The organism is Embleya sp. NBC_00896, assembly GCF_045207785.1.
In the GTDB taxonomy this organism is placed as follows: Bacteria; Actinomycetota; Actinomycetes; order Streptomycetales; family Streptomycetaceae; genus Embleya.
In genome coordinates this window covers 5,629,868-5,642,943 of record NZ_CP108776.1, presented here as the reverse complement: position 1 = coordinate 5,642,943, position 13,076 = coordinate 5,629,868, and the positions used below count along the sequence as shown (strand labels likewise).

At 72.5% G+C, this 13,076-nt stretch carries 10 protein-coding genes and 1 pseudogene; 2 read left to right on the top strand and 9 right to left on the bottom strand.

Translation table 11 applies throughout. From position 1 onward, the window contains the following. Positions 1–143 precede the first annotated feature (143 nt). From OG928_RS25620 to OG928_RS25585, 8 genes and pseudogenes are all read right to left on the bottom strand, one after another. Complete coding sequence (locus OG928_RS25620; RefSeq protein WP_406287797.1) at positions 144–1,091, bottom strand: metallophosphoesterase; 948 nt, start codon at positions 1,089–1,091, stop codon at positions 144–146. A gap of 43 nt (positions 1,092–1,134) precedes the next feature. Beyond that, a complete protein-coding gene (locus OG928_RS25615) occupies positions 1,135–2,646 on the bottom strand; it encodes a cobyric acid synthase (RefSeq protein WP_406287795.1) in 1,512 nt (503 codons plus the stop codon). Further along, positions 2,643–3,671, bottom strand: coding sequence for a cobalamin biosynthesis protein (locus OG928_RS25610; protein WP_406291203.1), 1,029 nt, complete (start codon positions 3,669–3,671; stop codon positions 2,643–2,645). The genes OG928_RS25615 and OG928_RS25610 overlap by 4 nt, the downstream gene beginning before the upstream one ends. A 97-nt stretch (positions 3,672–3,768) precedes the next feature. After that, on the bottom strand, positions 3,769–3,957 hold the full coding sequence (locus OG928_RS25605) for a DUF1272 domain-containing protein (protein ID WP_406287793.1): 189 nt from the start codon (positions 3,955–3,957) through the stop codon (positions 3,769–3,771). Positions 3,958–4,012: 55 nt separating this feature from the next. After that, positions 4,013–4,783, bottom strand: a complete 771-nt coding sequence (locus tag OG928_RS25600) for a sulfite exporter TauE/SafE family protein (protein ID WP_406287792.1) — start codon at positions 4,781–4,783, stop codon at positions 4,013–4,015. A 321-nt stretch (positions 4,784–5,104) separates the two neighbouring features. Then, a pseudogene (locus tag OG928_RS25595) lies at positions 5,105–6,016 on the bottom strand (SPFH domain-containing protein); the annotation flags it as partial. A 120-nt stretch (positions 6,017–6,136) separates the two neighbouring features. Next, entirely contained in the window at positions 6,137–6,544 is a 408-nt protein-coding gene (locus OG928_RS25590; RefSeq protein WP_406291202.1) for an NfeD family protein, read from the bottom strand. A gap of 90 nt (positions 6,545–6,634) precedes the next feature. Beyond that, positions 6,635–7,447 (bottom strand): ABC transporter ATP-binding protein, encoded by an 813-nt coding sequence (locus tag OG928_RS25585; RefSeq protein WP_406287790.1) that lies wholly within the window; start codon positions 7,445–7,447, stop codon positions 6,635–6,637. Between the two features lie 171 nt (positions 7,448–7,618). On the opposite strand from OG928_RS25585, the gene OG928_RS25580 reads away from it, so the two are divergent. Next, entirely contained in the window at positions 7,619–8,395 is a 777-nt protein-coding gene (locus OG928_RS25580; protein WP_406287788.1) for a hypothetical protein, read from the top strand. A 57-nt stretch (positions 8,396–8,452) separates the two neighbouring features. On the opposite strand, the gene OG928_RS25575 is transcribed toward OG928_RS25580, so the two are convergent. Beyond that, a complete protein-coding gene (locus OG928_RS25575) occupies positions 8,453–11,011 on the bottom strand; it encodes an FHA domain-containing protein (protein WP_406287786.1) in 2,559 nt (852 codons plus the stop codon). 392 nt (positions 11,012–11,403) lie between these two features. On the opposite strand from OG928_RS25575, the gene OG928_RS25570 reads away from it, so the two are divergent. Then, positions 11,404–13,011 (top strand): streptophobe family protein, encoded by a 1,608-nt coding sequence (locus OG928_RS25570; RefSeq protein ID WP_406287784.1) that lies wholly within the window; start codon positions 11,404–11,406, stop codon positions 13,009–13,011. Positions 13,012–13,076: the final 65 nt, after the last annotated feature.

The following is a 13,076-nucleotide window of genomic DNA, read 5'->3' as shown; positions in this document are numbered from 1 at the left end:
GCCGAGGTTATCCACGTGCCCGAAGGCCGCCGGCACGGGGGTGTCACGAGCGTTACGCCCCGTACCGGCCGCTGGTCAGCCGCCGGGTTCGGTCCGGACGCGCCGGGTGGGATACAGAGGCCGCCGATCGTCCTGACAGTTCGTCAGGAACCGGTCTCCGCCTCGACCGGCCCCGCACCGAGAGCCGGTACGAGGTCCGCGAGGTCGACCACGAGCCAGGATTCGGGCACGTGGTAGCCGGGCACGTCGTACGACGCCATCGGGTCGGCGGCCAGGCCCTCGACGCGCGTCGACGAGCCGTCCGGGTGGGCGAGTTCCTCGGTGTAGCGAAAATGCAGGTGCCCGTGCGCGGCCAGGGTCGGGCGGTAGGCGTCCACGAGGCGCTGCACACGCTCCTGGTTCGGCAGGCAGCGCGGGTCGCCCTTGCGGTTGAACGCGGGCGCGGTGCGCAGCGGCTTGTCGTGCGTGAGCAACACGTCGACCGGCGCCCGATCGGTCAGGATCGCGTCCACGTCGGCGTCGTCGGCCTGCTCCTCGGGGAACCACAAGCTCCCCGCGAAGTCCGGCACCTCGCCGGGCGGACGCCCCGCGCCGAGCCGGAAGCCCTCCTTGCGCAGCGCCTTCTCGTAGCGCCGGCGCTCCTCGGCCAGCCGCTGGTCGCGGTCGAGCGACAGCGCGCCGCCGAACGCGAGGAAGCGGATGCCGCGCCACGACCAGCGGTGCCCGCGCGGCGCGTACCGCACGCGGGGTCGCACGATCAGGAAGCCCTGTTCGTCGCGGCTGTCGCCGTAGCACTCGGTCAGCAGCGAGGTCTTGTCGTGGTTCCCGTCCAGGAAGTACACGTCGACGCCGCGCGAGCGGGCGGAGCGGTTGACCGCGTCCAGATAGCGGATGCCCGAGGCCTCGTGCTCCCAGTAGCCGAAGTCGCCGAGTTGGAAGATCGCATCGACGTCCGCCGCGGCGGCGGCGTCCAGCAGTCGTCGGACGTGTCCGGTGTTCCCGTGTGTGTCTCCGGCCAGCAGGATCCGCATCGTGAGCCCCCGCCCCTGTACCCCGTCGTTCGCGTTCGCGTACGCCCCCGGACCCATCATCCGCGATCGCGGGGTTCGCGGGTTGGGGTATTTCCCCAGGACTTCAGGCGCCCGGGGGCACGAACGGCATGCCGGGGGGCGCGCCCCGTGTGATGAGCCGGTCGACGGCCTCGTTGTCGAGGTGGTCGGCGACCAGATCGCCCAGCGCGTCGAGCCGGCGCTGGCGGGCCGCCTCGAAGGAGGTGTCGGGCGAGACGACGAATCGACGACCCGTCAGTTCGGCGGTACGGGCCAGGAACGCGCGCCGGAAGCCGTCGTTCTCCAGCGCGCCGTGCCACAGCGTGCCCGCCACCGCGCCCACCCGGCAGCCGTCGAGCGCGCTGCCGTCCGCGGCGGTGAACATCGGCTCGCCGGCCTCGACGTCGACGACGCCGTGGTGGATCTCGTAGGCGCCGACCGGCTCGCCGCCGGCCCAGCCTCGGGGGCGGGCGAGCGTCTTGTCGGCGGCGAAGCGTATCCGGATCGGGAGCAGGCCCAGACCCGGCACGGTGCCCTCGCGGCTCTCCACGTCGTCGTGGATCTCGTGTCCGAGCATCTGGTAGCCGCCGCAGATGCCGAGTACGGGCCGGCCCTCGGCGGCGCGCCTGGCGAGCGCGGTGTCCAGGCCGCGTTCGCGCAACCACGCGAGGTCGGCGACGGTCGCCCGGGTACCGGGCAGCACCACCAGGTCGGCGTCGGCGATCTCGCCGGGCGTGCTCACGAAGCGCAGCACCACGCCGGGTTCGACGGACAGGGCGTCGATGTCGGTGAAGTTGCTGATCCTCGGCAACCGGACCACCGCGACCCGCAGGATGTCCGCGCCCAGCGGCGGTTCGGGGGTGCCGCGGTCGGCGTCGAGCGCGAGCGAGTCCTCGACGTCCAGCCACAGGCCGCCGAGGAACGGCAGCACGCCCATGACGGGGCGGCCGGTGAGTTCGCGCATCCGGGTCAGCGCCGGGTCGAGCAGGCGCGCGTCGCCGCGGAACTTGTTGATCACGAAGCCGCAGACCAGTTCCTGGTCCGCGCGCGAGAGCAGGGCGAGGGTGCCGAAGAAGGACGCGAAGATGCCGCCGCGGTCGATGTCGCCGACGACCAGGACGGGCAGGTTCGCCGCGCGGGCCAGGCCCATGTTGGTGATGTCGCGGTCGCGCAGGTTGATCTCGGTCGGGCTGCCGGCTCCCTCGCACACCACGACGTCGTAGCGCGAGCGCAGGTCGGCGAGCGAGTCCAGGACGGCCTCGAACAGGCGCGGCTTGAGGTCGCGGTAGTTCAGCGCGCCGACCTCGGCGATCGGCTTGCCGAGCAGCACGACCTGACTGCTCATCAGGCCCCCGGGCTTGAGCAGCACGGGGTTCATCACGGCCTCGGGCTCGATCCGCGCGGCGGCGGCCTGCATGGCCTGCGCACGGCCGATCTCGGCGCCGTCGTTGGTCACCATCGAGTTGAGCGACATGTTCTGCGCCTTGAACGGCGCCACCTTGACACCGTCGCGCGCGAGCCGGCGGCACAGTCCGGCGACCACGACGCTCTTGCCGGCGTCGGAGGTGGTGCCGGCGACGAGGATGGCGCCGTTCATCGAGATGCCCTTCGGTTGCGGCGCGCGGGCCGGGCGGTACGGGAGGCGCGGGACGAGTCGGCGGGCCGGGCGGCTCCGGTGGCTCGGGCGGCTCGGGTGGCGACCGCCGCGACGGCGAGGGCCGCCGCGGCCAGGCCGACGGTCTTGGAGAGCCGGTTCGCGCGTTCGATGTCGCTCGGGCCCGGCGGTGGGCCGTCGCCGAGCCGGGGGCGGTCCTCGGTGCGGCCGGCGTAGTTGTTGCGGCCGCCGAGGGTGATGTCCAGGGCGCCGGCGGCGGAGGCCTCGCAGCGGCCGGCGTTCGGGCTGGGATGACTGGCCCCGTCGCGGCGCAGGATGGCCAGGGCGCGGGCCGGGTCGCCGCCGACGACCGGGGCCGCGGCGACCGTGAGCAGGCCGGTGAGCCGGGCCGGGATCCAGTTGGCGGCGTCGTCGAGCCGGGCGGAGGCCCAGCCGAAGTTCTCGTGGCGCGGGTTGTGGTGGCCCACCATCGCGTCGAGGGTGTTGATCGCGCGGTAGCCGAGCAGGCCCGGGATACCGGCCACCGCGCCCCAGAACAGCGGGGCCACGACCGCGTCGGAGGTGTTCTCGGCGACCGATTCGACGACGGCGCGCGCGATGCCCTTGTCGTCGAGGCGGGAGGGGTCGCGTCCGACCAGGCGCGGAAGGGCCGTGCGCGCCGCGGCCAGGTCGCCGGCGACCAGCGGCGCGGCGATCGCGCGGGCCTCGCGGCGCAGCGTGGTGCCGCCGAGGACGGCCCAGGTACAGACGGCCGTCGCCGCGAAGTCGGCCGTCGGCCGATCGGCGACCGCCCGGCGGATGCCGACACCGAGCGCGGTCGTGGCCCCCACGCACAGCGCGGTGTAGGCGATGCCGCGCCCTCTGCCGTCGGCGTACATCGCCTGTTCCAGCCGGCCGGCGGCACGGCCGAACCCGGCCACGGGGTGGCCCCTGCGGGGGTCCCCGAACACGGCGTCGAGAGCTACCCCGGCGGCCATGCCGAGGGCGGTGGTACGCGCAGCCACGATTCTCCTGCCGGAGCCGACGGTCGGGGTCCCCGGCATCGTTTCACAGCCCCCCGGCACCCCCTGCGGCGGTTCGAAGGACCCGCGCCGGGGCGTGTCCTCAGCCCAGCGCCGGTTCCGCCCGCCTGGGCCTGGGCACCAGTTCGCCGCCGCAGTTGGGGCAGGTGTCGTCCATCGTCGCGCTGCACGGCTCGCAGAAGGTGCACTCGTACGAGCAGATCCGGGCCGGGCCCCGGGCGCTCAGCGCCACCTCGCAGCGTTCGCACTGCTCGCGCATCTCCAGGGCCATCAGGCCACCTCCCCGGTAGTGCCGATCGGGAAGATCAGCGTAACCGGATTCGCGCTCACAGCAGCAGGCGAACGACAGCGATCAGGCCCACCACGACGATCACCGCGCGCAGGACCGTGGGCGAGAGCTTGCGGCCGACCTTGGCGCCGATCTGGCCGCCGATCACCGAGCCGACGGCGATCAGCAGGACGACCCACCACGCGACGTCGGCCACGATCATGAACAGGATCGCCGCGACGCCGTTGACGATCGCCGCGAGCACGTTCTTGACCGCGTTCATCCGCTGGAGGTTTTCGGCGATGAACACGCCGAACAGGGCGAGCAGCAGGACGCCTTGGGCCGCGCCGAAGTAGCCGCCGTAGATACCGGTCCCGAACACCGCGACCCACAACAGCGGGCCGCCGTGGCGCGGGCCGCCCTCGACCGAGCCGCTCTCGGCCCGGCGGGCCGCGAGCGTCCGGGCCAACCGCGGCTGGAGCACCACGAGTACGAGCGCGATCACGATCAGCACCGGCACGATCGCGTTGAAGGCGCCGGCCGGGAGGGTGAGCAGCAGGATCGCGCCGGTGATGCCGCCGAGCAGCGATGCCAGGCCCAGGCGCAGCAACCGGTCCTTCTGGCCCACGAGTTCGCGGCGATATCCGATCGCGCCGCTGATCGATCCCGGGACCAGGCCGATCGTGTTCGACACGTTCGCGGTCACCGGTGAGTATCCGAAGGCGAGCAGGACCGGGAACGTGATCAGCGTGCCGGACCCGACCACGGCGTTGATGCCGCCGGCCGCGATCCCCGCGGCGAAGATCGCCAAAGCTTCCAACCAGCCCATGCCCACCCGCTTCGCCGCGATGATCCCGGAGCCCCGGACGCCGGAGGCGCCCGCGACCGCAAGATCATCGCAGCAGGGCGGAACCGATCAACGCTGTGGTCGGTGCCCGCGCTCGACGTGCGGGGGCTCGACGTCGCCGGCCGGCGGGGCGCCGCGGCGCGGGGGATCGCTGGGCGCGGCCGGCGGCGGCACGGGGACCACCGGCGGCTCGCCGGGCGACAGGGGCGGGCGTGTCGGCGTCGAGACACCGTTTCCGGCCGGCGACCGGCGGGCGGGCGGCGGCGTGGTGCCCGAACCGGGCCAGGCCGGCTCCTCCTCGATCGGCACCCGCGGTACCCGCTGAGCGGGGCCGGGGCCGTTCGGGGACAGGTTGCCGACCGCGTCGCCGATGCCCTCCAGGGCCCGGGTGACCTCGCTCGGCAGGATCCACAGCTTGTTCGAGCTGCCCTCGGCGATCTTCGGCAGCATCTGCAGGTATTGGTAGGCGAGCAGCTTGTTGTCGACCTCGCCCGCGTGGATCGCCTCGAAGACGGTCGCGATCGCGCGCGCCTCACCCTCGGCGCGGATCACCGCTGCCTGCCGCTCACCCTCGGCGCGCAGCACCGCGGCTTCCTTGTCGCCTTCGGCGGTGAGCACCTGCGAGCGCTGGTGGCCCTCGGCGGTCAGGATCGCCGCGCGCTTGTCCCGCTCGGCGCGCATCTGCTTCTCCATCGAGTCCTGGATGGAGGGCGGCGGCTCGATCGCCTTGAGCTCGACCCGGTTGACGCGGATGCCCCAGCGGCCGGTGGCCTCGTCGAGCACGCCGCGCAGCCCCGCGTTGATCTCCTCGCGCGAGGTCAGCGTCTGTTCGAGGTCCATCCCGCCGATGATGTTGCGCAGCGTGGTGATGGTCAGCTGCTCGATCGCCTGGATGTAGTTGGCGATCTCGTAGGTGGCCGCGCGCGGGTCGGTGACCTGGAAGTAGATGACCGTGTCGATCTGGACGACGAGGTTGTCCTCCGTGATGACCGGTTGCGGCGGGAACGGGACGACCTGTTCCCGCAGGTCGATCATCTGCCGGATGCGGTCGATGAACGGCACGAGGATGTTGAGTCCCGCGTGCAGTGTGCGGGTGTAGCGCCCGAAACGCTCGACGATGGCGGCACTCGCCTGGGGGATCACCTTGACCGTCTTGACCAGGGCGACGACCACCAGCAGTACGAGTACGACCAGGACGATGACGGCGGCGTCCATCACGATCTCTCCCGAGGTCCTGCTTGCCTGAGGCTGCCTCTGAAAACCAGGGCTTCTCCGACACTAGAGGTTCGCGGCCCCGGGTGGGACGTCAACACGGTTGGGTCAACGAACGGATCGTCACATCACGACCGCGGTGGCACCCACGATGTCGGCGACGTCCACGCGCTGGCCGGGCTCGAACACGGCCGTGACGTCGAGGCTGCGGGCCGACCACACCTCGCCGGCCAGCTTGATCCGGCCGCCGTGCTCGTCGACGCGCTCCAGGACCACCGCGCTCGAACCCTTGAGGGCCTCGATGCCGGTGCGCGTTCCGGGCGAGTTGTCGTGCCGTACGACGATCGGCCGGACGAACACGAGCAGCGCGATCGACACGACCGCGAAGACGATGCACTGGATCAGGAAATTGCCGCCGAATCCGGCGGCGCCGGCGGCCGCCGCGGCGCCCACCGCGAACATGCCCATCTCCACGAAGGAGGTGAGCACTCCGAAGATGCCGAACGCCCCGAGCGCGATGAGCCACCACATCCATGCGTCCACGTGCTCATCGTAGATCGTGGACGCACGGATCAGGAGGGTGTTCTCGGACGAATGATCAGCCCGAGATCGGGCCTCGGCTCAGTCCTGCGTGTCGTGCGTGTCGGGCATCGGCAGCCCGCGCGCGGACCAACGGCCGTACTGCTGCTCGACGATGAGCGGCAGGCCGAAGCACTTGGAGAGGTTGCGCGAGTTGAGCGTGTCCGCGATCGGACCCGCCGCGAGCACCCGGCCCTGACGGATCATCAGGATGTGCGTGAAGCCCGGCGGGATCTCCTCGACGTGGTGGCTCACCAGGATCATCGACGGCGCGTACGGGTCGGCGGCCAGCGTGCCGAGCCGGCGCACCAGGTCCTCGCGCCCACCCAGGTCGAGCCCGGCGGCCGGCTCGTCGAGCAGCAGCAGCTCGGGGTCGGTCATCAGGGCGCGGGCGATCTGGACGCGCTTGCGCTCGCCCTCGGACAGCGTGCCGAAGCGGCGGTCGATGTATTCGGCCATGCCGAGCTGGTCGAGCAGTCGGCGGGCGCGGCCCTCGTCCTCGGTGTCGTAGCGCTCGTGCCACTTGGCGGTCATGCCGTACGCGGCGGTGAGCACGATGTCCAGGACCCGCTCACGGCGCGGCAGCTTGTCGGTCAGCGCGGCCGAGGCCATCCCCACCCGCGGGCGCAGCTCGAACACGTCCACCGTGCCGAGCTTCTCGCCGAGCACGGCGACCGCGCCGGTCGTGGGGAACATGTACGTCGACGCCAGTTGGAGCATGGTGGTCTTGCCCGCGCCGTTGGGTCCGACGACGATCCAGCGCTCGCCTTCCGCGACGGACCAGGTGACCTGGTCCACCAGGGCGCGTCCGTCTCGCACCACCGATACGTCAACCAGTTCGAGTACGTCGCTCATCGCCTGCCAGCTCCCCATCGTGCGCTACGCCGCCGGGCGGCACCCCTTTGTGTGGGATCGCCGCCTCGCTCAGTGGTCCGCGTTGTTGCACCCGGTCCGGGAGAAACCTATGACACCGAGCGGCCATCGGTCGTGTCCGGGAGCGCTGTGACGCCCCTTACGCTTGTCCGCATGCATGTCGAACCCCGCTCCGGACTTCTCGTCGCATGGGGCAATGCCCTGTTGGCCGGACGCGTTCCGCCGGACGACGCGGTCTCCGAGATCGTCGGCGCGGACGAGCCGCACCGGGTGACCGGCGTGCCCGGGGAGAGCATCCCCGTCGGCCTCTCGCTCGCGCTCGGTCGGCTGCGGGCACTGGGCGTGACCGGCCTGCGGCTGGCGCTGCCGGTCGCGGGCGATCCGCTCGCGCTGCCCGGACCGCCGACCTTCAACGACCTCGCGCTCGTCGCGGGCGAGGCGGTGATCACCGTCGGGGCACCGGGGACGGCCTACGGCCTGGTGCCCGCGGTGACCACGCACGGCCCCGCCGGGGACGCGACGGTGCGGGTCGCGTGGACGATGACCGAGGTGGTGGACCGGCCCGCCCCCGGGCCGTTCCTGGCCGAGGCGGAGCGCGAGCTGGCCGAGGCGATGCGCGACGCGATCGACGACCTGACCCGGCTCGACGTCGCGGGCAGCGGGCCGGGCGCGCAGCGGGCCCTGGCCGGTCTGTACCGCAAGGACTCCGACACCCGGGTCGCGCCGGGCCACCCGGGGCGGGCCGGACGGGTGCTGGATCAGGCGCGGCGGATCCACGCCGTGCTGACGGTCGCGACCGGCGAGGACGGGGCGGCGGTCAGCGCGGCCGAGATCTCGGCCCGGCTGAGCGCGCTGGCGCCGTTGGAGCGGGCCTGCCGGCGGGCGATGGTGGCGGCGTACAGCGCGGCCCTGGAGCCGGATCGGGCGTGAGGGCACCGGGCCGGGGCGCCGCGGGCCCCGGCCCCGGGAGCCGGGCCTCGGGACCCGTCAGCCCTCTCCCCGCCGCCGCTTCGTCTTCGGGTCGAGGCGGCGGAGCATGATCAACGCGATCGTGCCGTACACCGCGATCTGGCCGATCAGGATGCCGATGTTGCGGTACCAGGTCGCCGGGTCGTGCTTCCACAGCGGGTCCGGGGACTCGCCTTCCTTGCGCGGTAGTTGGGTGGCCAGGTCGATCGTGCTCGCCGACGCGGCGAAGGCCCAGCGGGCCGGGGCCAGCCACGCGACCTGCTCGATGCCGGCCTTGCCGTTGAGCGGGAACAGGCCGCCGCAGAGCACGACTTGGACGATCGCGATCACCACGAGCAGCGGCATCGCCAGTTCCGCGCTGCCGATCGACGCGGACACCACCAGGCCCACCGCCATGGCCGCTATCGCGGACAGCACCACCGCGATGCCGATCTCGACGATCGGCGGACCGAGCACGACGCCCTTGGCGGGCAGCTTCTGGCCGACCAGGGCGACCGCGGTCAGCACGACGCCCTGGACGCAGCAGATCAGCCCGAGCACGATGATCTTCGAGCCCAGGTAGGCGGACGCCGAGAGCCCGGCGCTGCGCTCGCGGCGGTAGATCGCGCGTTCCTTGATCAGCTCGTTGACGGCGGTGGCGGTGCCCATCAGGCCGCTGATCACGAACAGCACGAGCAGCTTGGTGGACGCCTCCGGGTTCGACCCCGGCTGCGCGCCGGCCGGCATCACCAGCTGACCGGGGATCACCCGGCACAGCACCCCCAGGAACAACGGCGCTATCGCGAGCAGCGCCAGGTATTTGCGGTCGGAGGCGATCACCGCGAGATAGCGGCGGGACAGCGTGGCCAGCTGCGCGAACCAGCCCTGGCTCTTGGGCGGCTTCGCGCGCGGCCGCTCGCCCTGCACGGCGTGCGCGCGGTCGCGGCCGACCTCGATGTACCTGCCGTACAGCTCGGATCGCCGGAACGGGCCCTCGTAGTCGCGGTCGGGCTCGTCGTCGAACATCTTGAAGACTTCGGGCCAGTCGCCCTTGCCGAAGAACGGCAGCGCCTCGTCGGGCGGCCCGAAGAACGCGATCCGGCCGCCGGGGGCGAGCACCAGGACGCGGTCGCACACGTTGAGGCTGCGGGTGCTGTGGGTGACCACGATGACCGTACGGCCGTCGTCGGCCAGCTCGCGCAGCTTCTCCATCACCGAGCGTTCCAGGCCCTCGTCCAGGCCCGAGGTCGGCTCGTCCAGGAACAGCACGGACGGCTTGGTCAACAGCTCGACCGCCACGCTCACGCGTTTGCGCTGGCCGCCGGAGAGGCTGCTGACCTTGGTGTCGGCGTACGGCGCGGTGGCCCCGCGCGGCATCTTGTCCAGGCTCAGCTCGCCGATGACCTCCTCGACGCGCCGCTCGCGCTCGGCCGCCTCGGTGTCCTCCGGGAAGCGCAGCTGCGCGGCGTAGCGCAGCGCCGTGCGCGCGGTGAGCTGGGCGTGCAGGATGTCGTCCTGCGGCACCAGGCCGATCCGTTGCCGCAGTTCGGCGTTGTTCGCGTACAGGTCGCGGCCGTCGTACAGGATCTTGCCGCTGGCGGCGCGGCGGCTGCCGGTGAGCGCGCCGAGCAGGGTGGACTTGCCCGCGCCGGAACCACCGACGATGGCGAGCAGGTTGCGCTCGGCGAGCGGGAAGGACACGTTGTCGAGCAGGACCCGCTTGCCGGCCGTGACGGTGAGGTTCTGCACCTCCAGGGACACCTCGCCGGTGTCGATGAACTCGCGCAGTTCCTGCCCGTCGAGCCGGAACGTGGCGTGCCCGATGCCGACGAGGTCGTCCTCGCCGAGCATCGCGCGGTCGATCGGCCGGCCGTTGAGGAACGTGCCGTTGTGGCTGCCGAGGTCGACGATCTCGCGCCGGCCGCCGGGCGTGGTGCGCAGCTCGGCGTGGTGGCGCGAGACCATCAGGTCGGTCAGCACCAGGTCGTTGTCGAGCGCGCGGCCGATCCGCAGGGTCCGAACCGGGAGCGGGATGACCATGCTCGGTTGCCGGTCGACGCTCGGGCGCGGGTCGGCGGGCGGGCCGGCGCCGATGTGCGCGCGGCCCAACGGGCGGGCCGGCTCCGGGACTTGGCGGGGCGGCTCGGGCACGTACGGCGGCTCGGCGCGGCCCGGTGGCGGCTCGGCGCGGCCGGGTGGCGGTTCCGCCCGGCGCGGCGGCGGCTCGCTCCGACGCGGCGGCTCGGGGATCTGCACGTGGTCGTGGCGCGCCACTCGCGGCGGTACCACCTCGGTGACCGTGAGCTCGGGCGCGAGCCTGAGCGGATCGCCGTCGTCCGGGTCGCCGAGCAACACCTCGCAGCCGCGCCCGACGACCACGCGGTGCACGCGATTGCCGCGCACCCACGAGCCGTTGACGCTGTCGGTGTCGACGTATTCCCAGCCGTCGGGACCGACGCGCAGGACGGCGTGCCGGCGTGACACGCGACGATCGTCGAGGACGATCGCACAGGACGGGTCGCGACCGACGATGTGATCGCGCCCGGGATCCAGGATCACGGGCGCACCGGTGCTGGTGCCGACCGTCAGGTGCGGCACTGCCGGTCCTTCTGGCGTATAGCTGTCCCCCACTCTTCGAGAGTGTAGGGACGCGGGGGCCCCACCGGCAGCTTTTCTCGTACGGAAGCGCCGTGAACCACTCCGAAGGGCGATTACGACATCAACTTCTCCGAATCGTCCGTATCATGCGTGATCCTCCCCGATCCTCTCTGATCATCCGTCGATCGGATCTTTGCTTTCATAGCGTCGATCCGGATATCCGCTTGGATCATGACGAACCGTCAGCCCGCACGCCGCCCACCCGCGCCCGAACTTCCGCCCCTCACAAGGGTGGCAGCGGGTCCGAATCCGTTGACGCGCGAGCCGGCGCACTCGATAGTCGAGTTTGTCCCGCACAACCGTCAGCCGGGTCGCACGTGACAGGAGCGGTCGTGTCCTGGAACCAACCGCAACACCACACACCGCAACACGATCCGCCCGCAGCCCGACCACCGGCCGGACCCGCCCCGTGGGGCGGCGCGGCGCCATGGCTGCACGCGCTCGGCGCGGTCCTCGCCGCGTTCGTCGCGATGGCCGTCGCCGCGTGGGTCGCGCTGTGGCTGCTGGGTGCGGACGACCTCGGCGGCGGCACGATGCCCGCGCTCGTGGCGGCCGTGGTCGCGCTCGCCGTCGGCGGCACGGTCGACCTCGAGGGCGCCGAACAGGGCGGCGCGAACAACGACATCCTGAGCGCGATCACCGGCGACATCTCGCTCGCCGAGGGCAGCGGCAAGGTCGACGTCATGCTGCTCGGGATCGGCCTGATCGGCGCGCTGATCCTGGGCTGGCTGTTCCTGCGCCCGCTGCGGCACCGGGTCGTGATCGGCGCGCTCGACCTGGTCGTGCACGGGGTGCGGGTCCTGGTGTTCACGATGGCCGCGCTCGGCGTGGTGGTGTCGATGGGCAAGCACTCGCTGCCGATCGAGCGGTTCGTGAAGGACATCGGCGGCGCGCAGGACCTGATGGGCATCTTCAACCTGGGCGCGGCGGCCAGGTTCGAGACCGACGTGACCGGCACGTTGGTGTTCGGCGCGCTGTGGCTGCTGATCACGCTGGTCGCCGCCGTGGCGGTGTCGGCGCGCGGGCCGCTCCCGCTCGCCTGGCTGCGGCATCGCGCCGTGCTGCGGGCGCCGGTCGCGGGCCTGCTCGCGGTGCTGATCGCGGCCGTGGTCGTGGGGGTGGTGGGCACGCCGTTCGTGGCCGCCTCCGCGCCCGCCCCCAAGCGGATGATCGGCGGCATGCTGTTCGCGCTGCCGAACGCGGTGTGGCTGCTCGCGTCGCTGGGCCTGGGCATCCCGTGGAAGACCACCGGAGGGGGCGACTTCTCGTTCGGTCTGCCGGGTCCGCTGGGCGAGCTGATCAAGGCGTCGGGTGGCCGGGGCCTGCCGATCCGGATCGACAAGCTGGCCGACCTCGACTCGCGGGCGTGGTTCGTCCCGCTGTTCTCGGCCCTGCTCCTGCTGCTCGGCGCGACCGTGATGGCACTGCGCGCGCCGCCGTCGGTGCGCCCGCACCAACACGCGTGGCGGTTCGCGGTCACCCTCGCGGGCGGCCTGCTCGTGGTCGCCTATCTGATGCAGCTCCAGCTCAAGGTCGCGGTGACCGTGCTGGGCGGCGTGATGTCGCCGGGCGCGTCCCTGTCGCTGCACGCGGACTACCTGTGGACCGTGCTGCTCGGCCTGCTGTGGGGCGCGTGCGCGGGCTTCATCGGCGGTGCCGTCGCCGACTGGGTGCGCTACCGCAAGACCGGCGCCCTGCCGCCGACCCCCGCCGGCGCCGGCCCGCCACGCCCGACCCACATGACCTCGTCGCCACCATCGCCACCGTCGCCCCCGCCGACCCGGCACGCGCCGTACGCCCCGCCCGCGCGTCCGGCACCACCCGCCCCGCCCGGCCCACCTGCCCCACCTCCGCACTCGAACAGGCCGGGGCCCACCCACCGCCCGCCACCGCCGCACGACCCGCGGGGCCCGACCCAGGCAGGCCCCTGGCCTGGGTAGATCGGTCGCGCGCGCCGATTCGTCCCGTGTTCGTACCGTGGACCGGTGACGCGTACGGACTCGAA

Coding starts and splice junctions, on each gene's coding strand:
- OG928_RS25580 (WP_406287788.1), top strand. CDS start 7,619: ATGCATGTCGAACCCCGCTCCGGACTTCTCGTCGCATGGGGCAATGCC.
- OG928_RS25600 (WP_406287792.1), bottom strand. CDS start 4,783: ATGGGCTGGTTGGAAGCTTTGGCGATCTTCGCCGCGGGGATCGCGGCC.
- OG928_RS25585 (WP_406287790.1), bottom strand. CDS start 7,447: ATGAGCGACGTACTCGAACTGGTTGACGTATCGGTGGTGCGAGACGGA.
- OG928_RS25615 (WP_406287795.1), bottom strand. CDS start 2,646: ATGAACGGCGCCATCCTCGTCGCCGGCACCACCTCCGACGCCGGCAAG.
- OG928_RS25605 (WP_406287793.1), bottom strand. CDS start 3,957: ATGGCCCTGGAGATGCGCGAGCAGTGCGAACGCTGCGAGGTGGCGCTG.
- OG928_RS25620 (WP_406287797.1), bottom strand. CDS start 1,091: ATGATGGGTCCGGGGGCGTACGCGAACGCGAACGACGGGGTACAGGGG.
- OG928_RS25590 (WP_406291202.1), bottom strand. CDS start 6,544: ATGTGGTGGCTCATCGCGCTCGGGGCGTTCGGCATCTTCGGAGTGCTC.